Annotated in this window: 20 protein-coding genes; 11 read left to right on the plus strand and 9 right to left on the minus strand. The window is 62.7% G+C overall.

The features are described 5' to 3' along the window. The first annotated feature begins 146 nt into the window (after positions 1-146). The 11 genes from J4F42_06370 to J4F42_06420 all read left to right on the plus strand — a co-directional run bounded on the left by J4F42_06370 (position 147) and on the right by J4F42_06420 (position 14,868). Positions 147-1,196 (plus strand): ArsJ-associated glyceraldehyde-3-phosphate dehydrogenase, encoded by a 1,050-nt coding sequence (locus J4F42_06370; protein MCE2485120.1) that lies wholly within the window; start codon positions 147-149, stop codon positions 1,194-1,196. A 66-nt stretch (positions 1,197-1,262) separates the two neighbouring features. Next, entirely contained in the window at positions 1,263-2,498 is a 1,236-nt protein-coding gene (gene arsJ / locus J4F42_06375; protein ID MCE2485121.1) for an organoarsenical effux MFS transporter ArsJ, read from the plus strand. Continuing rightward, positions 2,495-4,258 carry a DUF839 domain-containing protein gene (locus J4F42_06380; GenBank protein MCE2485122.1) on the plus strand — a complete coding sequence of 588 codons (1,764 nt, stop codon included), beginning with the start codon at positions 2,495-2,497 and terminating at the stop codon, positions 4,256-4,258. Before arsJ ends, J4F42_06380 begins: the two co-directional genes overlap by 4 nt. Positions 4,259-4,392: 134 nt before the next feature. Continuing rightward, a complete protein-coding gene (locus J4F42_06385) occupies positions 4,393-5,772 on the plus strand; it encodes a hypothetical protein (GenBank protein ID MCE2485123.1) in 1,380 nt (459 codons plus the stop codon). Between the two features lie 79 nt (positions 5,773-5,851). Next, positions 5,852-6,826, plus strand: a complete 975-nt coding sequence (locus tag J4F42_06390; protein MCE2485124.1) for a phosphate ABC transporter substrate-binding protein PstS family protein — start codon at positions 5,852-5,854, stop codon at positions 6,824-6,826. A gap of 143 nt (positions 6,827-6,969) precedes the next feature. After that, a complete protein-coding gene (locus J4F42_06395) occupies positions 6,970-9,303 on the plus strand; it encodes an ABC transporter permease subunit (protein ID MCE2485125.1) in 2,334 nt (777 codons plus the stop codon). Between the two features lie 23 nt (positions 9,304-9,326). Next, positions 9,327-10,955 (plus strand): phosphate ABC transporter permease PstA, encoded by a 1,629-nt coding sequence (gene pstA, locus J4F42_06400; protein MCE2485126.1) that lies wholly within the window; start codon positions 9,327-9,329, stop codon positions 10,953-10,955. 17 nt (positions 10,956-10,972) lie between these two features. Then, a complete protein-coding gene (locus J4F42_06405; protein ID MCE2485127.1) occupies positions 10,973-11,827 on the plus strand; it encodes a phosphate ABC transporter ATP-binding protein in 855 nt (284 codons plus the stop codon). 72 nt (positions 11,828-11,899) lie between these two features. Further along, entirely contained in the window at positions 11,900-12,592 is a 693-nt protein-coding gene (phoU, locus tag J4F42_06410) for a phosphate signaling complex protein PhoU (GenBank protein ID MCE2485128.1), read from the plus strand. A 40-nt stretch (positions 12,593-12,632) separates the two neighbouring features. After that, positions 12,633-13,352: a response regulator transcription factor gene (locus J4F42_06415; GenBank protein MCE2485129.1), complete on the plus strand. Its 720-nt coding sequence runs from the start codon at positions 12,633-12,635 to the stop codon at positions 13,350-13,352. Beyond that, entirely contained in the window at positions 13,336-14,868 is a 1,533-nt protein-coding gene (locus J4F42_06420; protein ID MCE2485130.1) for a hypothetical protein, read from the plus strand. The genes J4F42_06415 and J4F42_06420 overlap by 17 nt, the downstream gene beginning before the upstream one ends. Here the strand turns inward: J4F42_06420 and J4F42_06425 are convergent. The 9 genes from J4F42_06425 to J4F42_06465 all read right to left on the minus strand — a co-directional run bounded on the left by J4F42_06425 (position 14,857) and on the right by J4F42_06465 (position 25,889). Further along, positions 14,857-15,483 (minus strand): cytidylate kinase-like family protein, encoded by a 627-nt coding sequence (locus tag J4F42_06425; protein MCE2485131.1) that lies wholly within the window; start codon positions 15,481-15,483, stop codon positions 14,857-14,859. The two genes, J4F42_06420 and J4F42_06425, sit on opposite strands and share 12 nt — an antisense overlap. Before the next feature lie 57 nt (positions 15,484-15,540). Next, entirely contained in the window at positions 15,541-16,134 is a 594-nt protein-coding gene (locus J4F42_06430; GenBank protein MCE2485132.1) for an RlmE family RNA methyltransferase, read from the minus strand. 4 nt (positions 16,135-16,138) lie between these two features. Continuing rightward, entirely contained in the window at positions 16,139-16,906 is a 768-nt protein-coding gene (locus J4F42_06435) for a 3-hydroxyacyl-CoA dehydrogenase (protein MCE2485133.1), read from the minus strand. A 62-nt stretch (positions 16,907-16,968) separates the two neighbouring features. Further along, on the minus strand, positions 16,969-20,112 hold the full coding sequence (locus J4F42_06440; protein ID MCE2485134.1) for a hypothetical protein: 3,144 nt from the start codon (positions 20,110-20,112) through the stop codon (positions 16,969-16,971). A gap of 29 nt (positions 20,113-20,141) precedes the next feature. Then, a complete protein-coding gene (gene ilvE, locus J4F42_06445; GenBank protein MCE2485135.1) occupies positions 20,142-21,035 on the minus strand; it encodes a branched-chain-amino-acid transaminase in 894 nt (297 codons plus the stop codon). A 206-nt stretch (positions 21,036-21,241) separates the two neighbouring features. After that, a complete protein-coding gene (locus J4F42_06450; GenBank protein ID MCE2485136.1) occupies positions 21,242-22,162 on the minus strand; it encodes a fused MFS/spermidine synthase in 921 nt (306 codons plus the stop codon). Positions 22,163-22,217: 55 nt separating this feature from the next. Beyond that, the gene (locus J4F42_06455; protein MCE2485137.1) at positions 22,218-22,634 is read right to left on the minus strand and encodes a biopolymer transporter ExbD; all 417 of its coding nucleotides are present in this window, start codon (positions 22,632-22,634) and stop codon (positions 22,218-22,220) included. Next, positions 22,624-23,229 carry a MotA/TolQ/ExbB proton channel family protein gene (locus tag J4F42_06460; protein MCE2485138.1) on the minus strand — a complete coding sequence of 202 codons (606 nt, stop codon included), beginning with the start codon at positions 23,227-23,229 and terminating at the stop codon, positions 22,624-22,626. The genes J4F42_06455 and J4F42_06460 overlap by 11 nt, the downstream gene beginning before the upstream one ends. A gap of 200 nt (positions 23,230-23,429) precedes the next feature. Next, positions 23,430-25,889 (minus strand): tetratricopeptide repeat protein, encoded by a 2,460-nt coding sequence (locus J4F42_06465; protein ID MCE2485139.1) that lies wholly within the window; start codon positions 25,887-25,889, stop codon positions 23,430-23,432. Positions 25,890-25,912: the final 23 nt, after the last annotated feature.

The raw sequence follows: 25,912 nt of genomic DNA on the forward strand, positions 1-25,912 counted from the left end.
AAGAAGCCCGCAGGTTTCCCCTCCTTTTTCCTGCGGGCTTCTTTATTTTGGCTTGAAAGTTTACCAGCGTGTGTTGGCTTGAAAGTTTACCAGCGTGTGACGCCCGTGTTTCAGGGGTGTGAAATTTTGCGCCTGGGCGCCAATTTGTGTGGACCATAATTGGTGACTTCGCTAATGGTATGGGCATGCGGATCGGGATCAACGGCTTCGGCCGCATGGGACGCCTCAGCCTGCGAGCCGCCTGGGAGTGGCCCGAGTTTGACATCGTCCACATCAACGAGATCAAGGGCGGCCCGCAGGCTGCGGCTCATCTGCTCGAATTCGATACGGTTCACGGTCGCTGGCAACACGATATCCGGGCTGAAGCTGAGGCGATCCGCATCGACGACAAACGGGTGTCGTTCAGCGCGTGCACCTCACCTGAGCAGGTAGGCTGGACAGCGTCCGATATTGGGGTCGATATCGTGGTCGAGTGCTCGGGGCAATTCCGCACGCCGGAACTGTTGCAGCCCTACTTTCGCGCCGGGGTGCGCAAGGTCGTGGTGTCGGCTCCGGTCGCCGAAGGAGCGCTCAACGTGGTCATGGGCTGCAATGACGACCGCTACGACCCCCAGCGTCACCATCTGGTGACTGCGGCCTCGTGCACCACCAACTGTCTGGCCCCGGTTGTCAAGGTCGTGCATGAGCACATCGGCATTACCCACGGCCTGATCACCACCATCCACAATCCGACCAATACCCAGGTCGTTGTTGACGCGCCTCTGGCGGACCTGCGACGGGCGCGCTCAGGTCTGAACGCGCTGATCCCGACGACCACCGGCTCGGCCAAGGCGATTACGCTGATCTACCCCGAGCTGCACGGTAAGCTGAACGGTCTGGCGGTACGCGTCCCACTGCTCAACGCGTCCTTGACCGACTGTGTGTTTGAGGTCACACGGCCGACAACGGTCGAAGAGGTCAACCGTCTGTTCAAAGAAGCGGCCGAGGGAGAACTCAGCGGCATCCTGGGTTTTGAAGAACGCCCGCTTGTGTCAGCCGACTACGTCAACGACCCCCGGTCGAGTATTGTGGACGGCCCGTCAACCCTGGTGCTTGACGACACCCAGGTCAAAATCCTGGCCTGGTATGATAACGAGTGGGGCTATGTCCACCGTTTGATGGAACTGACCAGAAAGCTGGCCACGGCCGCACAGTGAGCGCTGCTCTCTTGCGAGCAGCAGCGTTGACCGTGTGGCCGACAGTGCCAGGCTGAGGACGACCGTATGGATATACGCAGCTATAGCCTCGTCACCGCGGCCTACTGGGGGTTCACCCTGACCGACGGAGCGCTGCGCATGTTGGTCCTGCTGCATTTCCACGCGCTGGGCTATACCCCTTTGCATCTGGCCTTTCTGTTCGTGCTGTACGAATGCTGCGGCATGGCGACCAACCTGCTCGGCGGCTGGATCGGCTCGCGGATGGGGGTGCGCGTCACGCTGTTTGCCGGCCTGGTCCTGCAAGTCGTCGCCCTGCTCATGCTATCCGGAGTGCAGGCCTCCTGGCTGACCTGGGTTTCGGTGGCGTATGTCATGGGTGCCCAGGCGCTGTCCGGCATTGCCAAAGACCTGACCAAGATGAGTTCCAAAAGCGCGGTCAAGCTGGTCGTAGCCGGCAGCCCGACAAGCGAACGACAGGCGACCTTGTTCCAGTGGGTGGCCGTTTTGACGGGCTCGAAAAATGCGCTCAAAGGCTGTGGTTTTCTGCTCGGCGGCGTTTTATTGAGTTGGCTGGGATTTGCGCTCGCCCTGTGGGCTATGGCCGCCGGCCTGGCCCTGATCCTGCTGCTGTCGGTAGCCAGTCTCAACCAGGACATGGGCAAGTCAAAGGAGAAGGTCAAGTTCAGCCAGCTGTTTTCCAAGTCCCGCGCCATTAACGTCTTATCCCTGGCCCGGCTTTTTCTGTTCGGCTCACGGGACGTCTGGTTTGTGGTCGGGCTGCCCATTTTTCTGTCCGATACTCTGGGCTGGAGCTTGAGCGGGGTCGGAGCGTTTCTGGCCGCCTGGGTGGTCGGCTATGGCGGGGTCCAGGCTGTCACGCCCCAATTTTTGGACAAAGACGGTGGGGCCGTGGCTGGTACCCGGGCTGCCCAGGTGTGGGGCTTTGGACTGGCCGGGCTGTCGGTCGGGCTGGCCCTGGTGCTGCAAGCCGGCTGGTATCCGGCGCTGTCGGTGATTGTCGGCCTGGCCGTATTCGGGCTGGTCTTTGCGGTCAATTCAGCGGTCCACTCGTATTTGATCCTGGCCTACAGCGACGCCGACCAGGTGACGCTGGACGTTGGCTTCTACTACATGGCAAACGCGGCCGGCCGGCTTGTCGGGACGCTGCTGTCGGGCGGTGTGTATCTTCTGGCCGGGCTGCCCGGCTGCCTCTGGACCTCAGCCGGGCTGGTCTTTGCCGCCGCCGGGCTGACACTGTTCCTGCCCGCCGAACGTGCACTCGAAGTGGAGGAACTGGCATGACGCTGCCCCGCCGACAGTTTTTGCGCTATCTGGGGATCGGAACCTATGCGGCACTGCTCAATCCTCTGCGGCTCGCCGCCGCCGCACCACGGGCGAGAAGCTCAGCCTGGACGCCGTCTTTTTTTGAGCCCATCAATCCCAGTACCGCCGACCAGCTCAGGCTGCCGGCCGGCTATCGGACCGACCTGCTCGGCGTGTGGGGAGACGAGCTGGGCTTTCCCGACCCGACCCGTAACCGGGAGCTGAGCTTCGGCAACGATAACGATTTTTTGGCCTATTTCCCGCTCGCCTCTCAACACGACAGTTCCCAAAAGACGGTTCATGATAACAGAGCGATTGGAAAACAGCATGAATCGTCTTTTACCGAGCAGGGCCTGCTATGGGTCAACCACGAGTCGCCCCATCCGCTGTTTGTCAGCGGCTACAGCCGGGAAGACGCGCAGGCCGAGAAGCCCAAAACGGCGGAACAGATTCAGGCCGAAAAACGCAGCGTCGGCGGCAGCGTGCTCTACCTCAGGCGAGAGGCAGACGGGCGCTGGAGGCGCGAGTACCATCACCGCTACACCAGCCGCTACACCGCCTGCGGTCCGCGCTTTGGCTTTGACGGACCTGCGGCCGAAGCCGTCGCCAGCCTGAGCGGCCAGCCGGACTGCCCCGGCACGCTGGCCAACTGTTCGGGCGGCACCACGCCCTGGCACAGCGTGCTGTCGTGCGAAGAAAATTACCACCTCTACAATCCGCAAACCCCACGGACTCTGCGCTGGAGCGATCAGCCCGATGAAGCCATCGCCGAGACCCAGTTCGGCTGGGTGGTCGAGGTCGACCCCTTCGGCGAACTGCCGCCGGTCAAGCATACCAGCCTGGGCCGCTTCAGCCATGAGAATATCGCGCTGCGCTGCGACGGACCGACCGGACGGCTGGTGGCGTATATGGGCGATGATAAGGCCGACGAGTATGTGTACAAGTTTGTCAGCGCCCAGCCGCTGCCGGCCTCGGCCTCACGGCTTGAGCAGCGGACGGCGCTGAGCCAGGGGACCTTATACGCCGCCGATTTTCAACACGGCCGGTGGCTGGCGCTGGACTGGAATGTGCAGAAAAACCGTGAAAAGTGGCAGGCCTACAACGCTACAGCGCGGCAAACGGGCGGCCCGCTCATCACCTCCCAGGCCGATATTCTCATCCATGCCCGGATTGCGGCCCGGGTTTTGGGAGCGACGCCCCTGGATCGTCCCGAGGACTGTGAAATTCATCCGGCCGACGGGTCGGTGTATATTGCGCTCACCAATAATACGCGCCGGGCCAACTTCTACGGACAGATCGTGCGGCTGATAGAGGACAACGACAATCCCGAGGGCGAGCGCTTCCGGTTTGAGCTGTTCCTGCTCGGTGGCCGCCACAGCGGCCTGGCCTGCCCCGACAATCTGGCCTTTGACCGCCGGGGCAATCTGTGGGTGGCGTGCGATATTGCCAGCTCGCGGCTGGGCCGCGATCCGTATCAGGCCTTCGGCAACAACGGGCTGTTCATGGTGCCGACCACCGGTCCCGGGGCGGGACAGGCCTACCAGTTTGCGTCCGGTCCCACGGACTGTGAGCTGACCGGACCGTGGTTCAGCGGTAACGACCAGACGCTGTTCCTGTCGGTCCAGCATCCCGGCGGCAACAGTCCCAGCCTTGCGCGGCTGTCCAGCCACTGGCCGCACGGCGGCCGGGAACTGCCGCGACCGGGGGTGGTGGCGATTACCGGCTTTGATCGGGTCTGAGCCGCGGGCCGGCCGCGCTCGTCTCGCCTTTCGATACGCAGGGTAACGCATAAATAACTGCCCTGTCATTGTCTCGTAACACTGCGTTCTTACCCTCTGGCCCAACTATGTCTGTAGGGAAGGAGAAGAACAGTATGAAGAGACGAGGCAGCCTTCTGTGTGGCGGTCTGATCGCCGCAGGGCTCCTGTTGGCAAGTTCCGCGTTTGCCCAGGGGAAAAGTGTGGCGGTCGAGATCCTCGACATTCTCAAGGCCAACGGGCAAATCAGCGCTCAGCAGTACCGCGACCTGATGAGCAAGGCCCAGGCCGAAGGGGAAAAGGTCGAGGCTGCGGTCAGTGCCAGCGAGGCAAAAGAGCCCGATCCGAAAACGATGCGGGTGTACTGGTCATCGGGGCTGCGACTCAAGTCCAACGATGGCAATTACTCGCTCAAGATCGGTGGCCGGATCATGAACGACTGGGCCATCTACAGCACCGACAGCGACACCCCGGACGACTTTCGGAGCATTGGCGACGGCACCGAGTTCCGGCGGGCGCGGCTGTATATGGAAGGCGAGATCTACAAAAACATCAAGTACAAAGCCCAGTACGACTTTGGTGGCCAGGACGCCGATTTCAAAGATGTGTACATCGAGCTGAAAAAGATTCCGAGCCTGGGCAATCTCAGAATCGGTCACTTCAAGGAGCCGATGTCGCTCGAACAGCTGACCAGCAGTAAGTACATCACCTTCATGGAACGCTCGCTGGCAGACACGTTTGCCCAGGGCCGTAACACCGGCTTCCAGATTGCGAACACCTTTGCCGACAGGCGGGCGACTGCTGCGGTGGGCGTGTTTCGTGACGTAGGCGACTCGGGCAACGGGTTTGGCAAGAACTCGGACTATAATCTGACCGCCCGTGTGACGGCCCTGCCGTGGTACGAGGACAAGGGCAAACGGCTCTTGCACCTGGGGTTCGGCTATACCCACGAGTTCCGCGACAAAGACAGCGACATCCGTTTTCGATCTCGGCCGGAAGCCCACCTGGGCCCCCGCTTTGTTGACACCGGGAGGTTTAAGGCCGATAGCATTGATTACTTCAACCCCGAAGTGGCTGCGGTCTACGGACCGTTCTCCATCCAGGGTGAGTACATCTTCAGCGAGGTCCAGGACTCCAACAAGGGTGGTGACCTGAGCTTCGACGGTGCCTATATCTACGCCAGCGTGTTCCTGACCCCGGGTGACTATCGTCGCTACAAGACCTCCAGCGGAGCCTTTGACCGGGTCAAGCCGGCCAGGGATCTGAGCTGGAGCGGTGGCGGGTACGGGGCTGTTGAGGCGGCGGTTCGGTATTCCCACCTGGATCTGACCGACGGCATGGTCCAGGGCGGGACACTCGGCAACTTCACCGCCGGCCTGAACTGGTACCTCAACCCCAATGTCCGTTTCATGCTGAACTATGTCCACGCCGACCAGCAGCATCCGCACGACTTTTCCGCCGATATTGTCCAGATGCGCGCTCAGGTCGATTTCTAAGCACTCGTCGCCGGTCGCGGGTCGTGGAAGCGGCTCACGGCCATGTGTCATCACCATATCCCAACGGGAGGAAGTCGTTATGACAATGAAGAAGTTCTCAGCGCTTGTCGGTGGCTTGGCTCTGGGCCTGGCCGTCAGCGGTCCGGCTGTCGCCCAGGTCGAAGTCGATCCCAACCTGCCCGCCTATGAGAAGGTCAGCGGTATCTCGGGCAGCCTCAACAGCGTGGGTTCCGATACGCTGAACAACCTGATGACCCTGTGGGCCGAGGGTTTCAAAAAGGTCTATCCCAACGTGAACGTCCAGATCGAGGGCAAAGGTTCGAGCACCGCGCCGCCGGCCCTGATCGAGGCCACCGCTCAGCTGGGGCCCATGTCGCGGGCGATGAAGAGCAGCGAGATGGACGAATTTGAAAAGAAGTTTGGCTATAAGGCGACCCCGCTGCGGACCTCGCTCGACTCCCTGGCCGTGTTCGTCAACAAGGATAACCCGATCTCGGGCCTGTCGCTGGACCAGGTCGATGCCATGTTTTCCAAGACCCTGCGCTGCGGGGCTGCTGACGAAGTCTCGGTTTGGGGCGACCTGGGTCTGAGCGGAGGCTGGACCACCGCGCCGATCAGCCTGTACGGCCGGAACTCGGCCTCCGGCACTTACGGGTTTTTCAAACAGCAGGCCCTGTGCAAGGGAGACTACAAGGATACGGTCAAAGAACAGCCGGGTTCGGCCTCTGTCGTGCAGGGGGTGAGCGAGGATAAGAACGCCGCCGGCTACAGTGGGATCGGCTACACCACCTCCGGCGTCCGCGCCGTGCCGCTGGCCGAGAATGGCAGCAGCTACGTCGAGCCCAACCAGAAGACGGTCGGCTCGGGTCAGTATCCGCTGTCACGCTTCCTGTACATCTACATCAACAAGGCGCCCGGACAGCCGGTTGATCCCCTGGTCCAGGAATTTGCCAAGTATATCTTCAGCAAAGAAGGCCAGGAAGTTGTGGCGAAGGACGGCTACTATCCCGTCTCACCGCAAATCGCCACCCAGGAACGGGCCAAGCTCAACTAGGCTACGAGACGGGCTGCGTCTCAAGCTGAGTGCGTTATGCTCGGGCGCAAGCCCACGGAGGAGGGGCCTGCCCCCCCTCCTCTTATTCCCCCTCCTCACGACGGCGCTAGCGCCCCGTCCGTCACTTCGGTATTGAGAGTAGCATGCCAGAACCACAATCCGCCGAAACCCAGCCGCCCGCCCCCTATCCCACTGACCGGGCCGGGGTTGATGTCCGGCTGTCGGCGACCGAGGACAGGGGGCGGCTGCGTCGCAAGAAGATCTACGATAAGGCCGTCGGCCTCATCATTACCTGTGGCGGCATTGCGATCATTCTGAGTATTGCCGCCATCCTGTTTGTGATTGTGGCCGAGACGCTGCCCCTGTGGTCGGCGCCCAAGACCGAATTCGGCGGGGCGGTGAGGCTGTCCGAGCTGCTCGACGGCCAAGCCGCCCGGCCGATTGCGTTTGGCGTTGAAGAATACCAGGAGATCGCTTATGTCGTGACCGAGGACGGCTGGCTCCATTTTGTCTCGCTTAAAGACAATACGCTCCTCCAGCGCTACGAGATACGCCAGCTCCAGGGACAGCGTCCGACTGCGGTGTATCAGAATGGATTCGACCACAACCTGGCCATTGCGACGGAAAACGGCACCGTCGTGCCGGTCTACGCCAGCTTTGTGATCAGCTATGACGACCAGAGCCGCCGGATCATCACACCCCGTGCCGGTGAGGAGGACGCGATTATTGTCGATCCCCAGGGCCGGGCGATTCAGCAGCTCGTATACCGGACCGGGGAGGATGACGAGGGCATCCGCATTGCGGCCCTGCTCGGTCCGCGCTCCCTGGTGTTCTATTCTCAGGTCGAACAGGAATCGTTTTTGGGCCAGACCGAGACCCAGGTATCTCGGCGTGAGCTGTCCTCCGACTTGCCGGCCGATGTCACCGCCCTGGCCCTGGATACCTTCCTGACCAATCTCCTGGTCAGCACCGCCGACGGACAGCTGTTGCACTGGCAGGTCCAGGACCCGGCCGCGCCGCGTCTGATCCACGGCTTTCCCGTCAGCGACAGCCAGGGCGTCTCTGCCACGACCCTGGACTGGTTGCTGGGCGAACGCTCGCTGGTCGTCGGCGATAGCGCCGGGGGGGTGGGCGTCTGGTTTCAGGTCCGTGACCAGGGCCCGCCGCGCGACAGCCCGTACCGCAAAATTCATGTCCTCCAGTCTCATTCCGCCGCACTGACCGCGATGAAGCCGTCGGCCCGCAACAAAGGCTTCCTGACCGCAGACGCCGACGGCCATATCCTGCTCCACCACGCCACCTCGGAGCAGACCCTGGTCGAACTGAGGACCGACCAGGGCGCGGCGGTTGAGCTGCTGTCCTTTGCGCCACGCGCCAACGGCATCTTCGCCGTGGACAACCAGGCGCGCCTGTTCGACTGGTCGCTCGATAACCCCCACCCTGAGATCAACCTCACCACCCTGTTCGGCAAGGTGTGGTACGAGGGGTATCGGGAGCCCGATTTTACCTGGCAGTCGAGCAGTGCGACCGATGATTTCGAGCCCAAGTTCAGCCTCACGCCGCTGGCCTACGGCACGCTGAAGGGAACCTTTTATGCGCTCCTGCTGGCGATTCCGCTCAGCTTGTGCGGGGCGCTGTACACCTCGCAGTTCATGCATCCCAGCCTGCGCAACCTGGTCAAGCCGTCGGTCGAGGTGATGGCGGCCCTGCCCAGTGTTGTCCTGGGCTTTTTTGCCGGTCTGTGGCTGGCCCCGCTGGTGGCCGATATGGTGCCGGCCATTTTCATGATGCTGGTCGCCCTGCCGGGTGTCACCCTGCTGGCCGCCTTCGCCTGGCGGCTGGTTCCCCTGGCGGTCCGCAACAGCCTGAAGCCGGGGGTGGAATTGGTCTTTGTGGCCCCGCTGCTGTTGCTGACGGTGTACGCCTGTGTGGCCCTTAACGATTCCATCGAGGTCAGCCTGTTTGCCGGGAACTTTCCCCAGTGGCTGTACGACACGACGGGCTCGCGCTATGACCCGCGCAACTCGCTGATTGTCGGCTTTGCCATGGGCTTTGCCGTGATCCCGATCATCTACACCATTTGTGAGGACGCCTTCTCCAACGTACCCCAGCACCTGGTGTCCGGCTCGCTGGCGCTGGGGGCCAACCGCTGGCAGACCGCAGTCCGGGTGGTCGTGCCGACGGCCAGCCCGGGGGTGTTTTCGGCGATTATGATCGGCTTTGGCCGGGCGGTCGGAGAAACCATGATCGTGCTGATGGCGACCGGCAACACGCCGGTCATGGACTTTAATCCGTTCAGCGGTTTTCGCGCCCTGTCGGCCAATATCGCGGTCGAGATTCCCGAGGCGCCCCACGGCGGCACCCTGTACCGGACCCTGTTTCTGGCCGCCCTGCTGCTGTTTGTGTTGACCTTTGTGCTGAATACCGCAGCCGAGGTCGTGCGCCAGAATCTGCGCGAGCGCTACAGCAAAATCTAGCCGACCGGACTGAGGAAGGACCTGTGAATACGCGTTTTTGGAAGAGCGGTGATCCGTTTATCTGGCTGACCGGTGGAGCGCTGGGTTTCAGCCTGCTGATGATCGCTGCCCTGCTGTGGATTGTGGCGGTCAACGCCCTGGGCTTTTTCTGGCCGGATCGGCTGGTACTGGTCAGCCTCAGCGACGACACCGAGCTGCTGGGCCAGGTCCGTGACCACGAGCAAGCCCTCCAGACCGGAGACGAACAAGGCGTAACGTACCGGACCCAGTTTCAGGTCGGCAACCGCGACCTGTACGGAGCGGATTTCCGCTGGGTGGACGACGCCCGGATCCTCGACCGCGCATATCCGGAAGAGGCGGTCTACTTTGAGCGTCTGGAGTGGGGCGCCCTGTTCGGTTTTCTCAGCTCGGTCAGCGTCGACGGTCAGGTGGTGGCCGAGGGCTTCAGCCAGAGCTGGCAGGCGTTCCAGGCGTTCCACCCCAAAACGAGAGACATCCGGCATCAGATCGAGCGCATCGAACGCCAGGAAGTCGGGGATATCAACTACGAGATGGAACGGCTGCGTTTGCAGATCCGGGGTATTCAGCTACACGAATCCGACCCCCAGCGCGCGGCCCAGGAGATTCGGGCACTCGAACAAGAAGTCGCCGGCTGGCAGCAGCGCTACGAGGAGATCACCGAGCGGCTGTCGGCCTTATACCGGGAAAATGCACGCTACGAGATCGCCGTACAGGCCGCCGGCGGGAAGCACAAAAACCTGCCGATGGCCCAGGTCGTGCGGGCCTTTCTGCCTAACCGGATGAGTTGGGCCGAGAAAGCCGGCCTGTACGTCACCCGATTCTGGGAGTTTTTCTGGGAAGATCCACGCGAGTCGAATACCGAAGGCGGGGTCTTCCCGGCCATTTTCGGCACGGTCATGATGGTCATCATCATGAGCCTCGTGGTCGTCCCGTTCGGGGTAGTGGCGGCCCTGTACTTACGCGAATACGCCAAACAGGGGCCGCTGGTGCGCGCGGTGCGAATTGCGGTCAATAACCTGGCCGGCGTGCCGTCCATCGTGTTTGGGGTGTTCGGCCTGGGCTTCTTCATCTATCTGATTGGCGGATCGATCGATTCCTTTTTCTACGAAGAAGCCCTGCCGACGCCAACGTATGGGACCGGCGGGATTTTATGGGCCTCGCTGACCCTGGCGCTGCTGACCGTACCGGTTGTCATTGTCGCCACCGAAGAGTCCCTGTCGGCCATCCCGCGCGAGTGGCGCGAGGGCTCGCTGGCTCTGGGCGCGACCAAATGGGAAACCCTGCGTAAAATCGTCATTCCCGGAGCCTTGCCCGGCATTCTGACTGGGGCTATCCTGGCCATGGCGCGGGGAGCCGGGGAAGTGGCACCGCTGATGATTACCGGCGTGGTCAAGCTGGCCCCGACCCTGCCGCTGGATGGCCACTGGCCGTTTTTTCACCTTGAGAGAAAGTTCATGCACCTGGGCTTTCATATCTACGATGTCGGTTTTCAGTCGCCCAACGTCGAGGCCGCCAAGCCGATGGTCTTCATGACGACCCTGTTGCTGATCGGTATCGTGATTGCGCTCAACCTGACCGCCATTGTGGTCCGCAATCGTCTGCGCAGTAAGCTCCGCTTTGGCACCTTCTGAAAGAGAGGCACGCGAGCATGGACAAAGATCTGTCAGCCTCGACCCCCGTCCTTGCTGTTCCGCAGCCGACCGGGAACGGCAATGGGACCGCTGCTCCGGTCGCTTCAACGGCTGCCGCGCCGGTTGAAATCCGTATCCGCAACCTGTGTCTGCACTACGGCAGCAGTCAGGCCCTGTACAACATCGACATGGATATTGAGCGGGGGAAGGTGACCGCCTATATCGGCCCGTCGGGGTGCGGCAAATCGACCCTGATACGCTGTCTCAACCGGCTGAACGACCTCGTCGACGGGGTCCGGATCAGCGGCAGCATCACTATCGGCGGCACGGAAATCCTCGACACCGGCCTGGATGTGACCGAACTGCGCAAAAAAGTCGGCATGGTGTTCCAGAAACCCAACCCGTTTCCCAAAACGATTTACGAAAACATCGCCTACGGCCCACGCATTCTGGGCATCAGCCAGAAGTCGCGGCTGGACGAGATTGTGGAGAAAAGCCTCAAGGATGCTGCGCTGTGGGAAGAGGCCAAGGACCGCCTGCACGACAACGCCCTGGACCTGTCGGGCGGTCAGCACCAGCGCTTGTGTATTGCCCGCACGATTGCGGTCGAGCCCGAGGTGGTGTTGATGGACGAACCCTGCTCGGCCCTGGACCCGATTGCCACCACAAAAATCGAAGAGCTGATCCACCAGCTCAAACGCAAGTACACGATTGTCATCGTCACCCATAATATGCAGCAGGCCGCGCGGGTGTCCGATTACACCGCGTTCATGTACCTGGGCAAACTGGTCGAGTTCGGCCCGACCGATAAACTGTTCACCACGCCCGAGAAAAAAGAGACCGAGGACTACATCACTGGCCGTTTCGGCTAGAAAGGGGAACGACGATAACTATCTCATCAGGAAGAGATCATCGTTCCCCTTGAACACGTACGCGAGGTGCCTATGCCGTTACACACCGACCGACAGTACGAAGAAGAGTTGCAGGAGTTGCGGGCCAAGGTGTTGGAGATGGGCGGGCTGGTTGAAAAACAGATCGGCGATGCGATCACCTCGCTCACCCAGCGTGACTCCGAGTTGGCCACACAGACGATTGCCCGCGACCACATGGTCAACTACCTGGACGTGTCGATTGATGAGGCGTGTACCCGCCTGCTGGCGCTCCACCAGCCTGCGGCGCGGGATTTACGCTTCATCATGACCAGCCTGAAGATCGGGACCGATCTGGAACGGATCGGCGATATCGCCCAAAACGTGTGCGAACGGGCGCTGGAACTCAACGAGGAGCCGCCCCTGCGGCCCTACGCCGACCTGCCGCGCATGGCCGAGTGGGCGCGCTCAATGCTGCGTGACAGTCTGGACGCCTTTGTCCGCGAGGACACCGGTCTGGCGCTGGACGTGTGTCAGCGTGACGATTTTATCGATGACCTGACGGCCGAGGTATTCGGCCGGATGTTGGGCCGGATGGCCGAAGAGCCCGAAACCGTGGTGCGTTCCACCCGAATCCTGTTTCTGGCGAAATATCTGGAACGCATCGCCGACCACGCCACCAACATCGCAGAAATGGTCATCTATATGGTGAAGGGCAAGAACATTCGGCATGTCTCGCCGGTCCCAAGCTCAGTCTCAGAGACCTAGCGCCATGTCTGGAGGGGAGGAAGCTCTTGTGGAAGGCGCTATGGCCGAGACCCCACGGAAAATCCTGATTGTTGAAGACGAAGAAGATATCCGCAGCCTGGTCCGCTACAATCTGGAGGCCGAGGGGTTCGCGGTTGTCGATGCCAGTGACGGTGAGCGTGGCCTGCATCTGGCGGCCACACAGCGGCCGTCGTTGATTATCCTGGATCTGATGATGCCGGGCCTGTCCGGCCTGGAAGTGTGTCGTCTGCTGCGCGCTCAGGAGGACACCGCCTCGGTGCCGATTCTGATTCTGACCGCCCGAGCCGCCGAGCTTGACAAGGTCCTGGGTTTGGAGATGGGCGCGGACGACTATGTCACCAAGCCGTTCAGCCCCCGTGAGCTGGTCGCCCGGGTCAAGGCGATCATCCGCCGCGCGTACGGACCGGCCAATGAGCGACCCCACGAGTATTATGAAAAGGGCTGGTTGCGGATCGACTTCGATACCTACGAGGTCTACCGCGACGGCGAAGCGGTGGGCTTGGGTTTGCGCGAGTTCGATCTGTTGAAATTTTTTGTCCGCAACCCGCACCGCGTCTTTGGCCGCAGCCAGATTCTCGATCTGGTCTGGGGCCACAACGTGTACGTCGAGCCCCGCACGGTGGATGTCCACATCCGACGGCTGCGTCAACGCGTTGAGCGCGATGATACCAGACCGACGCTCATCCTGACCGTCCGTGGGGTCGGCTACAAGTTTAACCCCGATGCTTTGGAAGAATAGGCTGGGCATCGCCATCGTTGGGTTTCCGAGTCTGGCCTGTGCAGGCCTGCTTGGCATGCTGGGCTTCTACGCCTTGCCCGACGCCGACCGCCCGGCCTGGTTGTGGTATGCGGCGTTCGGCCTGGGGCTGGGCGCGCCGTTCGGCGCTTGTGTCCTGAGCCGGAGTGTGGTGCGGCGCCTGGCCGATCTGCGGGCCTGTATCTCTCTCGCCTTGGAGCGCAGTCTGCCGCCCGGCCTGCCGATGCAAAGACCCGATGAACTCGGCCTCGTAGAAGACGGCCTGGGCCGGTTGCTGCACGCCCAGCACGAGCGGCTGCGGCGTTTACACGACGCCCGCCGGGAGCTCGAGGTGGTGCTCCAGAGCATGACCGAGGGGGTGATTGTCCTGGACGCGGACAGTCACATTCGCTTCTCCAACCGGGCCGCCCACAATTTCTTGGAGCTGTCTGAGGAGACGGACTTCCAGGCCAAGCCCCTGCTCGAATTCTCCCGCCATCCAGTGCTCCACGATCTGGTGCGGGCCGTGCTCGACAGCCCACCCGGGGCTGAGGCGCTGAGACAGGAAATCGAGCTTGAGGGCGAGCAGTCCCGCTCGGTCGCGGTCAGCGCGATCCAGGTGAACGTCTCGCCCCAGTCTCCGGTGTGGCACGCGGAACACCCGGCTCTGAACGGACAGGCGGTCAGCGGGGTCATTCTGGTCCTGCACGACCTGACCGAACTCAGGCAGCTCGAAGCCATTCGGGCCGACTTTGTGGCCAACGTCTCGCACGAGCTGCGCACGCCGCTGACCGCGATTAAGGGCTATGCCGAAACCCTGCTGAACGGCGCGCTCAACGACCCGCCCATGGTCACCCGTTTTCTGGCCATCATCGACCGTCACTCAGAGCGTCTCAGCCGTCTGATCGACGATCTGCTGACCCTGTCCGATCTTGAGTTGGGCAAGACCGAGCTGCGCCATGACCAGCTGGTGTTCGGCCAGCTGATTGACGAGGTATTCGAGCTGGTCAAGGACAAGGCGGCCAGCGGGCAGGTGCGGCTGAGTGCGGCGGTGCCGGAGTCGTTGCCGTCCCTGTCCGGCGACCCCGACCGGCTCCATCAGGTCTTGCTGAATCTGGTTGATAATGCCGTCAAATACACCCCCACGGGCGGACGGGTGGCGGTCTCCGCCCGTGTTGCGGCGGCTTCTTCGGTCCCGGATGGGAACGGGGACGGGACAGGCCAGGCCGACCACGGCTGGATGGAAGTCGCGGTTGCCGATACCGGCTGCGGCATCCCCGAGGCCGACATTCCACGCCTGACCCAGCGCTTTTACCGGGTCGATAAGGCGCGCTCGCGCGAACTCGGCGGAACCGGGCTGGGTCTGGCGATTGTCAAACATATTGTGCAGGCCCACGGGGGGTTCCTGCATATCGAGAGCCAGCTCGACCGGGGGACGACGATGCGGGTCTTTTTACCGCTCGGCGCCCGGGCAGGGTGCGACGCGGTTCTTGAGGCCAGCCCGGACTCAGTGGGCTGAGCGCTCCAGCGCCCGCAGAATCAAATCCGTAGCGCCCGCTTCTCCCCACACGCTCGAATCAATCAGCAGGTGATAGCGGCTCGGGTCACGCCAGTCGTCGTGGTAGAAGGTGTGGACGTAGTCGGCGCGTAGGCGGTCCATGCCGGCGATCCGTTGGGCGGCTTCAGCGTGGGACAGGCTCTCGACTTCCATCACCCGTGCTATGCGCGCCTGGAGCGGAGCGGTCAGAAAGACGTGCAGGGCGGCGGGTTGCTCGGCCAGCACATAATTGCCGCCCCGACCGACAATAATCGCCTGACCGCCCCCGGCCACCTCTTCGATCAGCGAGCGGGTCATGCGGACGAGCTGGGCGTCGTTGAGCCACAGCGGCGGCGGAATGTCGTAGGCCGATTCAAAGCCGCCCATGCCGAACAGGCCGACCATGCGCTCAATAAAGGAATCGACCCGTTCGTCCTTGGCGTCGACATACTCTTCCGACACCTTGTACTGGGTAGCGATTTTACGAACGATTTCTTTTTCCCATACGGTCCAGCCCAGACGGCCACCGAGGTTGCGGGCGATACGGCTTCCGCCACTGCCGTACATGTGAGAAATGGTCAGGACTGACTTTGCCATCGCGGCCTCCTTCGAAGCACAGCAATTGATGATCTCTCTGGCACGCTTGGCATCGTCTTAGCACGATACGAAGCCAGTGGCGATGATATAGGTCTCTGCCGAGCCCTTGCGCGTTGCCTGGGGTTTGGTGGTCTTGACCGTCGCAAAGTCGGCGCGCAGGGCTGCCAGCAGGGCTGGATAGCCGCTATCCATGAACGCCTTGAGGAGCAGGCTTCCGCCCGGCCTGAGCAGCTGGGCGGCGCAGGCCGCAGCCGCCCGGCTGAGTTCCTGCGCCCGCGCCTCGTCGCGCTCACGCACGCCGCTCAACTTGGGGGCCATATCGGACAGCAGGATATCGGCCGGTCCGTCGAGCAGGCTGAGCAGCCGGCGCTGCTGGTCCGGGTCGGTGGCGTCGCCCTGAACCACAGTCACATTGCCCGTCTTCAGGGGGTCGATAGGGATCAGATCGATGCCGATGACCCTGCCCCGAGGACCGACCCGCTCGGCCGCTACCTGCAGCCAGCCGCCGGGCCAGGTGCCCAGGTCGATCACCCGCTGGCCGGGCCGCAGCAGCCCGAAGCTGCGGCTGAGTTCGAGCAGCTTATAGGCGGCCCGCGAACGATAGCCGGCCTGTTTGGCCTGCTTGTAAAAGGCGTCCTTGCGCTTGTACACGGGCTTACTTTGGCGCCATCCGAATCGCTCCGTCGAGACGGATGGTCTCGCCGTTCAGCATCACGTTTTCCATAATATGGCAGGCCAGGGCGGCGTATTCGGTCGGGGTGCCCAGGCGCTGGGGAAACGGAATGCTGGCGGCCAGGGCCTGCCGGGCCGGTTCGGGCAAACCCATCAGCATCGGGGTTTCAAAGATGCCCGGGGCAATCGTGCAGCAGCGGATGCCGTCGCGGGACAGGTCGCGGGCAATCGGCAGGGTCATGCCCACCACCCCGCCCTTTGAGGCCGAGTAGGCCGCCTGTCCGATCTGTCCGTCAAAGGCGGCCACCGAGGCGGTGTTGATGATCACTCCCCGTTCGCCGTCCGCGCTGGGTTCGTTTTTGACCATCTGGGCGGCGGCCAGGCGAATGGCGTTAAAGGTCCCGATCAGGTTGACCTCGATCGTGCGTTTGAACGGACCGAGGTCGAGCGGCGCGCCCTTGCCCAGGGTCCGGCCGGCGGTCGCAATCCCGGCGCAGTTGACCAGCGCATTGATGGCGCCAAAGGTGGCGACCGCCTTGTCGATGGCCGCTGCGGTGTGGTCTTCGTCGGTCACGTCGGCCTCAACAAAGACCGCCTTGTCGCCCAGCTCGTGGGCGATGTCCGCCCCGCGCGAACGGCCCAGATCGAGGATGGCGACCCTGGCGCCTCTGGCAATCAGGGCGCGGCTGGTGCCCTCTCCCAGACCCGAACCACCGCCGGTCACAACGGCAACGGTTTTTTGAATATCCATACATCTCTCCTCTCGTTTCCAGTTTTGACCGCTGACTCGGCCCGGATTGGGCAGGACTCCTGCTAGAGCCCACGCGGTCGGATATAGCGCTGATAGACTTTGGGCAGCTCGGTCGGCAGCGAGGCCACGTCCTCGAGCACCAGATAGCGCGACGGTTCGCACATCTCGCGCAAATAGTCGTGGCCGGCCTTATCGACCGTCAGGCAGAAGGTCAGCACGCCAGCCTCTTCGGCTTCGCGCAGGGCGACCATGGTATCCCGAATGCCGTACGTTGTGGAGCGCCGGTCCGGCCCATAATCCATGTCTTGGGGAAAGCCGTCGCTCAGCAGGATCAACAGCTTGACCCGACACGTCAGGTCTTTGAGTTTTTCCAAGGCGTGGCGCACGGCCGGTCCCATGCGGGTCGAGCGCTTGGGCTCAATGGCGCCGATGCGCCCCTTGACGGTCGGGGATAGCGCCTCAACGAACGACTTGACATGGTAGAACTCGATGTTGTCCTTACCCTGGCCCGAGAAACCGTAGATGGCGTAGGAATCGCCAATCTCTTCGAGCGCCTCGGCCATGAGCACCAGGGTTTCTTTGGTGACGTCGATAATACGGCGCGGTTTGGGCTGGGACAGGCGTTTCGCAGCCGAGCGTGCATTCCGGTCGGCTTTGTTCCACAGCGGCTGCCAGTCTTCGGGCTCGTCGTCGCTGTAGTCCCGTTCCACCGCAACCAGCGGTTCATCCGTCGAAGCGCTCATGTCGAGCAGAAACAGGGCGGCCACATCGCGCTCGGTCTGACGCCGTTCGGTGTACAGCTTGGCCGAGGGCGCGAGCCGGGCGCGCATATCGACCACTGCGGTGACTGCGGCGTTGAGATCAAACTCGTGGCCGTCTTCAAGACCGCGCACCAGCCGGTACTGTTCCGGTCGGATGCGCTGGAACTCGTGTTTGATAGCCGGGGTGAGGGCCGTGTAGTCGTTCAGCGTCTGGGCAAAGAACTCACCGGCGTCGCCGCTCAGCACGATCTCCCGCAAACGACACCAGCGGCTCCGATAGTCGGCGATCTGATAGTCCCACTCGTCGTAGTAAAAGGTCAGGCCCTCCTCGCGCTGAGCGCGGCCGTGGACGGCCGGAAGAGCCGGGTCATTGCCGGCGGCGATGTGCTCCGGGTCGCCCTGGCCCGGCAACTTGCCGTTCAAATCGCTGACGTACAGCCCCTGGGGAATCAGCCTGTCCTGCTTGCCCTGGCGAATCTGGAGATCGACCCCGGCCTCAATCAGGGCTTTGAGTTCTTCGGCCGACAGGGGGCTGCCGCCCTGTTCCTCATCCCGTTCGTCCTCCAGCTGTAGCTCGGGTATATCGATCGGCTCCTGGACCGGCGGCGGACTCTCGTCATCGTCCATGTCGGGATCGATCAGCGCATCGCCGCTCAGTTTGTCAAACAGAAGGCCGAAGTCCGAGGCGTCATCCGGGTTGAGGCGGGTGGTGGTCAGGGAGGACAGCAGGCGCAGGTAGAGTTCGGCCGCGCGGGTGGCCGAGTCATACACGTCTGCTGCGGCTGGGTGGTCGGACGGCAGGAGGTCGGACCACAGCGCGCTCAGCGAGACCAGGGCTTCGGGCAGCAGCGAGGGCAGGGACGCCGCGTCCAGCCACGCCACGTCTGCGCTCAGGCCCCGGTAGGCTGCCGTCAGGCGGGCGTGAACCCGCTGGGTTTCAATCAATATGAACAGGGCCTCGACAATGTCGGGGTGCACAAAGCAGCGAAAATACTCGGCCAGCCCGCCCACCGGAGCCGCGTCCTCGCGCATGACGTGACGGACTGCGGGCGGCAGGTCGGGCCACAGCCGGCTGAGCGAGAATTCGTAGGTGCCGAACTCGCGACGGCCGGCCTGCTGAGCGGCAAAGGCGCGAAACAGCCGAAAATTCTCGTCATAGGTCTCAAACACCTCGACCCGGCCCGGCAGGGGCAGGTGGCTCGGGGCTTCTTCAAGTGCGGGCGGGTAGGAGAAGAACTCCTGGCGCCGAATACTGACCGGGCTGCCGGTCAGCATCTGGACATACTTACGCAGCAGTTCCTGGACCTCTTCGAGATCAATGCCGGGAGAAGCCTGGCGCAGAACCTGAAAGCTGGTGCGCGACTCCAGGCCAAAATAGGCCAGTCCAGCCTCGGGATTGTCGGCGGCGATGCGGGCACCTTTTGTCAGCCAGTCCTGGAGACCCGTGGGGCCGGCTTCTTCATGTGCCCGGGGCAGGGTCCGAATCAGCGGCGGAATACCGGCCGGAAAGGTGTCGGCGAGGCCGATTAGGCGGTCTTGCAGGCCAGGCTGCTCAGCCAGGCCGACAGCCTTGGCCACCGGTCTCAGCAACGGCAGCAGGCTGGCAACCGCCGGCGGGTCCGAGCGAATCACCGGGCTCAGGATGGACAGATACCCAGACCGCAGGCTCGGACTGAGACCCGACAGGACCGGTGGCAGACCGAAAAAAATCTCGGTGGCTGCGGTGGCAGACTGACTGGCCGCGTGCTGGGCGGTATGCAGAAAGGCCAGGCGCTGGGTCTGATCCAAGGCCTGAAAACCGTCCGGCAAATGCGTATAAAACGTCCACGGTCCGGAATCCTGGACCAGAGCGCCGAGTCTTGCCCAGGCTGCTATTTCCTCGGGACTCAGCACCGGCAGGGCGGCCGCCGCCGCCGAGAAATACGATACGGCCAGAAACTCCCCCTTCCAGCCCTTGCAGCCCAACAGCAGCCGGCCCTGCTCGGCCCAGGCGCGCAGGTGTGACCCGGTGGGCAGCTGGCCAAAGAGCGGAGCCGAGGCTTGAAAAAACTGCGCCCCAAGCCGGCGCGAGACCCGCAGCACCTCACGTCCGATGGCGATCCATTCTGCGGCCCGGTCCAGACCCAGCCGCCCTACCGATTGGGGCGGAATCGTAAAATAGGCGACCGCCCCGTCGCGTGAGGCCGGTTCCTGGCCGGCCAGGCCCTCGCCAAGGGCTACCCAGCGTCCGAAGCCCGTCGCGCCAAACGCCCGCCAGGCGGCCGGGGCTTGCCGACAGAAGGCTTGGGCCAGCGTCAGCGATAGCTCGGCCAGCCGGTCTCCGGTCGTCAGAATCGTCTCGCGTGCTTCAGAGGGCAGGGCTTGGAGTTCGGCCAACAGCGCCTGGCCCGGCTCGTCTCCAAGCAGATGGCGGGTATCGAACCACAGGTGACGGAGGGAAGACATCAGGGATACTGAGAGCGGTGCCGACCCGCTCAGACGTATGTCAGCCAGTGCGTATAGCTGTTGTCCTGTCCCTTGGTCAGGGCGAAGAACCGCTGTTGCAGAAAACGGGTCACTTCTCCGGGGGTCTGGCCGCGAATGGGCCGGTCGTCGAGTTCGCGGATGGGGGTCACCTCGGCGGCCGTGCCGGTGAAGAACGCCTCGTCGGCAAGATAGATATCGTCGCGGGTGAGGGACTCTTCAGACAGGTCATAGCCGCCGTCACGCAGCAGGGTCATTACCGTGTCGCGGGTGATGCCGGGCAGCAGCGAGGTCGACAGGGGCGGGGTTCTGATTTTCCCCTTGCGCACCACAAAGATATTCTCTCCCGGCCCTTCGGCCACATGGCCGTCGGTATCCAACAACAGGGCTTCGTCATAGCCCAGAGACCACACTTCCTGGCCGGCTAGAATGGCGTTCAGATAGGTTCCGACCGCTTTGGCCTTGGTCATCAGGGTATTGACGTGGAAGCGCTGGAAGGAGGAGGTTTTGACCCGAATCCCGTTTTTCAGTCCCTCTTCGCCCAGGTAGGCACCCCACGCCCAGGCGGCAATCGCCACCCGAATAGGGTTGGTCCGGGCGTGCAACCCGCGGTCGCCTTCGCCGACAAACACCAGCGGGCGGATGTAGCACTCTTCGAGCTGATTGACCCGGACCGTTTCCAGGCAGGCTTGGCTGATGTGCTCGGGCGTAAACGGAATTTTGATATCCAGAATATGGGCCGAGTCAAACAGGCGCTCAATATGCTCGGCAAGACGGAAGACTGCCGAACGGCCGTCCTCGCCGGCGTAGCACCGAATGCCCTCGAATACGCCGACGCCGTAGTGGAGGGTATGGGTGAGCACATGTACCGTGGCCTCGGGCCAGGCGACAAACTCGCCGTCCATCCAGATTTTACCGTTTTCCACGCCGTCCTCCTTTGCGAGAAGCTCCCTGCAAACCAGAACACTTAGCGAAAGTCAATGGAGGGACAGACAAGCCTATGGGACTTACCGGACGTTCAATCAACAATGGGATCGTTTCCTCTCTCGTGTGCTTCATCTTCGTTGCTGAGGTGCCGTCTGATCTGTCCTTGAATGAAACTCCTGAGCGGTCAAGGCTGGTCCGTGTCGTGTAAAATCCGGCCAGTTTTGCCGGCGCTTGCCCGGCTGTCGCGTCCGCTGGCCAGCCGGCTGAGAGACAGGTGGCCCAGGAAGTGTTGCTCGACCAGGCTCAGGCGGGCCGAGAAGGCGGGTGCGGCGAGTGCGGCCAGCTCACCGCCGACGGCCACCACATTGCCCCCGAATACGGGAAACACGGCCGTGTGCGGCCAGGCCGTCTCAAAGGTCGCGCGGGCGGCCGCATAGCCGGGAATGCCCGAGTGCAGGTTGGTGGCCAGCACGCCGCCCGGAGCCAGACAGGCGCGACATTCGGTATAAAACTCGTGGGTACTCAGGTGGCGCGGCACCCCCTCGACGCGGTAGGCGTCGAGCAGGATCAGGTCGTAAGACAGCCGGCCGGCAGCCCGACGCAGATAGTCCCGGCCGTCCTGGACGATGATCCGCTGGCGTTCGTCCTGGACAATGCCAAAGAAGCGTTCCGCCAGCGCAACAACAAGCGGGTCAAGCTCGACGGTATGCAGCGTCACCCGCTCCAGGTAGTGGTGGAGGACCATTTGCAGGCGTCCCCCGCCCAGCCCGATGAGCAGAATACGCCGGGGCTGGGGCTGCCAGATCAGGGCCAGGAGCATGGCCTGGGTATAGGCCGAGGGCAGGACGAGGGGGTCATCGGGGTCAAGCCGTGATTCGGTTTCTTCGATCTGGCTGTCGGGATGGCGGTAGCACAGCAGGAGCTGCTGTGTCGTGCGACGCACGACGATGTGGTTATAGGCCGAGACCTGCTCATGCACGATGCCGGGACGGGCGGCGCGGCCAGCGGCCAGACGGCGGCTGATGGCGGCCAGGTTTTGCTCTTGCCAGGCGGAGAGGGTCGGTGGTGTGGGGCGTGTCGAGCGTGTCTTTCGTATCCATCTCATTCAGGATGTCCGACCCGGGCGGTGGTTTCCCCCTCGGCCAGCCCTTGGGCCTGTGTCATTTGACGGTGGCGATGGCCAGGCGGTGCAGACCCTCGGTCCGGGCCAGATCCATCACGCCGACCACCCGGCCGTGCTGGACTTCCTGGTCAGCGCGGACCACCAGGGTGACCTCGCTGCCCTTTTCCCGCTCGGCCTGGAACACGTTCTGGAGCTGCTCAAGGCTGGTCTCCTGTTCGTTCAGAAACAGGCCGCCGCCCTTGTCCAGACTCACCGTGAGGCGTGTCCGTTCCACCTGAGAGGCGGCTGACGACGCCTTGGGCAGGCTGACATCGACCCGGCCCTCTCTGGTCTGATTAAACGTGGCCAGAAAGCTGAACGTAATGAAGAAGAAGATGAACATGTTCATGATGATGTCGGTCAGCGCCACCGAGTCGAGGTTCGGGCTGGGCTGTGGGTGCTTGCTAAACTGCATCGCTGAGGGGCTCCCGGGGCTGAGCTTGGGTGAGCATATCAATCAGGGTCTCGGTGTGCTCTTCGGTCAGCCGGGTCAGCCGTTTGACCCGGGCGGTGAGGTGATTATAGATCAGATAGTACGGAATCGTGACACTCAGACCGGCGGCGGTGGTGATCATGGCTTCGTAGATACCACCGGCCAGGATATTGATCGTGATCTGGTCGCCCATCATTTCCCAGCTCATGAAGGCGCGGATCAGACCGATGATGGTGCCCAGAAATCCAAGCATCGGGGCCACCCCAATCACCGCCGCCAGCACGCCCAGATAGGACTCCAGGGCAGCGACCACATCCCCACCTAAACGTTCCAGACGGCGGGTCAGCTCGCTGTGGCCGCGGTCCCGATACACAATGGCAGCCTCAAACAGCCGGCTGAGCGGGCTGGTGTATTCACGGCAGACGCCCAGGGCGACCGAGATATTGCCCTCAGCCAGCTGGGGTTCGATACGCTGGTTGAGCGTGCTGAGGTGGGTACGGAACCGCCACAGCGACCAGAACTTGGCCAGCACAATGGCAAAAGCAACGACGGACAGGACGGCGATGATGAACAGCACCACGCCGCCCTTGGCCAGAAAGAGCCAGATTCCCTGATCTGTTGGTGAGACGGTGATCGTGATATCCTTTCAGGCTCTTCTTGTTATCACGCTCACCTTTTTTGGCCTAGCCCGGTGTGGGTCGCCGAGCCAGCCCGGACGGTGGGGAAAGAGGAACGAGACGCTCGTCTTGACTCAGCCGATCCTCCTCGTCCGGTGTGTCAGACGCCGCAGTTCTTGTTCACAAAATCCTGGATCTGTTTTTTGAGTTGCTGGTCTCCCAGCCGGTTCAGCATGGTGCGGGTGCCCCGGGCGGTCCGACAGCCGGCCTGGGCGTTGCCCAGCGAAACGTTCAGCACGGCGACCTCGTACGAGCCGCGGAACCAGATCGGGTCCCCGGCCTGCGAGTCTCGGAGCATCTCCTCCCAGTAGGCCAGCGCCTGTTCCTTGTTCCCGTTGACCTCGGCGATACGGGCCAAGCCGGCCAATGAGACCAGCGAATACGGCCCGTCCTGGAGCTGGGTGTACAGGGCGGCCGCCTGGCCGTAGTCTCTGACATCCAGATACAGCTGGGCCAGCTCGTATTTGAACTTGTCCTGGGACTCGTCTGCGGCAAAGTCCTGACGCGTAATCTTGTCGCTGTACAGGCGGGCCAGGGTGCGTTTGGCGGCCTGGAGGTTCTCCCTGTCGTTCTGTTTCTTCAGGGTCCGAATATCCCGCACCAGGACCTGATCGAGCGCTGTGAGCAACTCAAGACGTTTGTCGGTGTCATAGGTGGCAAAGATGGCCGCCACATTCTTTTCCAGCTCCTCAAAGCGGCCGGCCTTCTCCAGCGTCACCAGACGGACGCGGGCCACGGTTTCAAAGGCGTCTTTATGGGCCGGGTAGTGTTGCTCGAAGTCGTGCAGCAGGTCGGCGATCTGGGTGGCGTTGGCGTCGGTGTCCTCGCTGAGCAGGACCGCGTGCATGAACTTGACCCGACCGCGATAATTCCTGAGATTCTCGCGTTTTTTGCCCTTGGGGTTCTGCTTTTCAAACGCGGCGCTGCTCTGCTCAAAGGCGACCAGGCCGTCTCTGATGCCTTGTTTGAGGTCGTCGGGGCTGATGCCCAGGTCTTTATCGGGCTCTTCTTCCCACTGTTCGTAGATCGAGAAATAGCTTTGCAGGGTGGCAAAATCGGCCCGGAAGCGAAACTCGGTACTGCCGCGGACGCGCCGATACGAGTTCACGGCTTCGAGATAGTTTTCCTGGCCGTGCTGATACTCACCGAGTCGAAAATGCGCCTCGTGGACGGCTTTTGAGCGGTTCTTGGGATCGCGTTTGATCAGGTCTCTGGCCGCGTTCACATACAGGCGGCCGTTGGTCTGGTTCTGCGACTGGGCGAACAGGGCCTCGGCAGCCTTGAAACGCAGGTAGGCGGCGTTGACCGCATTTTTGGACGATCCGCCGTTGAGGTAGCTGTCCAGGGTGGTGATTGCCTGGTGCAGCCTGCCGGTTCTGAGCAGCGCGTCGCCAAGGTAGTAGCGGGCGTCCTGTTTATGGCGCCGGGCGCGTGAATCGTCCGACTCCAGCACCGTCCGTAGGACGGGGATGGCCTTGGCGTACTGGCCCTTGCGAATAAAAGCCGCCGCGTTGTGCCACGGCATATAGGGGTCGAGGGCCAGCTTTTCGTCTTCGTTCAGGACCTGGGCCAGCAGGGTGTCGGCCTTGGCTCTCCACGTATCGTCGGCGTTTTCTGACTCTTTGACCCCCAACACCAGGCCGATGGCCCGTTCCCGGGTCTTGCGGCGCTGCGTGCCGCGTTCCTGCTGGCTGCGCTCAAACAGACCGCTGGCTTCGGCCAGCTGTTGTTCGAGCAGGTCTTCGGGTGAGGGGCCGCTGCGTTTGCCGCGCTTGGCCAGACGCCGGGTCTCTGCCAGCGCGTTGGTGACCTTGGCGCGCATGCTGGGGCTGGTCGCCTTGTCTTTCAGCAGCGCCTCAAAGTCGTTGATCGCCCAGTCATACTCGCCCAGTTCGCGCTCGCTCAGGGCGCGGCCGAACAGGGTCTCGCGTTTGATGCTCGACGCCGGGCCGGAGGCAAACTCGGAGAAGCCGTTAATCGCGTCTTTGAGCAGCTGGGCCTGGCGCTCGCCCTCATACACGAACGAGCCGACATACTTGAGCCAGTTGAGAAAATACAGCGCACGGGCCGCCACATCCTGGGCGTCTCTCCACCGCGCCTCTTCGTACAGGGCCTCCAGGTCGCCGTCGACGGCCATGATGTCCTGCATCCAGCGTTCCATGACATCGGTGTTGGCCTTGTAGATGGCTTGCAGGGGCGCGCTCAGGTCGGTGTAAACCTGCCGCACGCTCGCGCGCTTGGTCTTGACCGCAGTGGCCAGATCCGAGGCGGCCACAAACTCCATGGCCAGCGGACCGATAACCCCGATGGCGTTGAGCTGGCCAGCCTTGCCGCCGGTCCTCAACTGGTTGGCCCGGTTTTTGGCCTGGGCGGCGCGGGGCGCCAAGTCCGATATCGTTGCCGCGTGGCCCGGGCCTGGGGCGGCCAGGCCGGACACCAGGCAACACGCGCCGATGAGGAGGGCGGCATACGGAATGCGGAACCGAAAGGGACAGACAAGACGGAACGCGGAGCGCGTTGTGAGCCCACGGTTCATCGTGCCGACTTCTGCCTTCATCATTGGGGGTGCTCCTCGTGCTCGGG

The organism is Desulfurellaceae bacterium, assembly GCA_021296095.1.
Lineage (GTDB): Bacteria > Desulfobacterota > Binatia > Bin18 > Bin18 > JAAXHF01.

Bases quoted from the DNA above. Each gene is read 5' to 3' on its own strand.
- arsJ (MCE2485121.1), top strand. From the start codon at position 1,263: ATGGATATACGCAGCTATAGCCTCGTCACCGCGGCCTACTGGGGGTTC.
- J4F42_06380 (MCE2485122.1), top strand. From the start codon at position 2,495: ATGACGCTGCCCCGCCGACAGTTTTTGCGCTATCTGGGGATCGGAACC.
- J4F42_06385 (MCE2485123.1), top strand. From the start codon at position 4,393: ATGAAGAGACGAGGCAGCCTTCTGTGTGGCGGTCTGATCGCCGCAGGG.
- J4F42_06390 (MCE2485124.1), top strand. From the start codon at position 5,852: ATGACAATGAAGAAGTTCTCAGCGCTTGTCGGTGGCTTGGCTCTGGGC.
- J4F42_06395 (MCE2485125.1), top strand. From the start codon at position 6,970: ATGCCAGAACCACAATCCGCCGAAACCCAGCCGCCCGCCCCCTATCCC.
- J4F42_06405 (MCE2485127.1), top strand. From the start codon at position 10,973: ATGGACAAAGATCTGTCAGCCTCGACCCCCGTCCTTGCTGTTCCGCAG.
- phoU (MCE2485128.1), top strand. From the start codon at position 11,900: ATGCCGTTACACACCGACCGACAGTACGAAGAAGAGTTGCAGGAGTTG.
- J4F42_06415 (MCE2485129.1), top strand. From the start codon at position 12,633: ATGGCCGAGACCCCACGGAAAATCCTGATTGTTGAAGACGAAGAAGAT.
- J4F42_06420 (MCE2485130.1), top strand. From the start codon at position 13,336: ATGCTTTGGAAGAATAGGCTGGGCATCGCCATCGTTGGGTTTCCGAGT.
- J4F42_06425 (MCE2485131.1), bottom strand. From the start codon at position 15,483: ATGGCAAAGTCAGTCCTGACCATTTCTCACATGTACGGCAGTGGCGGA.
- J4F42_06435 (MCE2485133.1), bottom strand. From the start codon at position 16,906: ATGGATATTCAAAAAACCGTTGCCGTTGTGACCGGCGGTGGTTCGGGT.
- J4F42_06440 (MCE2485134.1), bottom strand. From the start codon at position 20,112: ATGTCTTCCCTCCGTCACCTGTGGTTCGATACCCGCCATCTGCTTGGA.
- ilvE (MCE2485135.1), bottom strand. From the start codon at position 21,035: ATGGACGGCGAGTTTGTCGCCTGGCCCGAGGCCACGGTACATGTGCTC.
- J4F42_06450 (MCE2485136.1), bottom strand. From the start codon at position 22,162: ATGAGATGGATACGAAAGACACGCTCGACACGCCCCACACCACCGACC.
- J4F42_06455 (MCE2485137.1), bottom strand. From the start codon at position 22,634: ATGCAGTTTAGCAAGCACCCACAGCCCAGCCCGAACCTCGACTCGGTG.
- J4F42_06465 (MCE2485139.1), bottom strand. From the start codon at position 25,889: ATGATGAAGGCAGAAGTCGGCACGATGAACCGTGGGCTCACAACGCGC.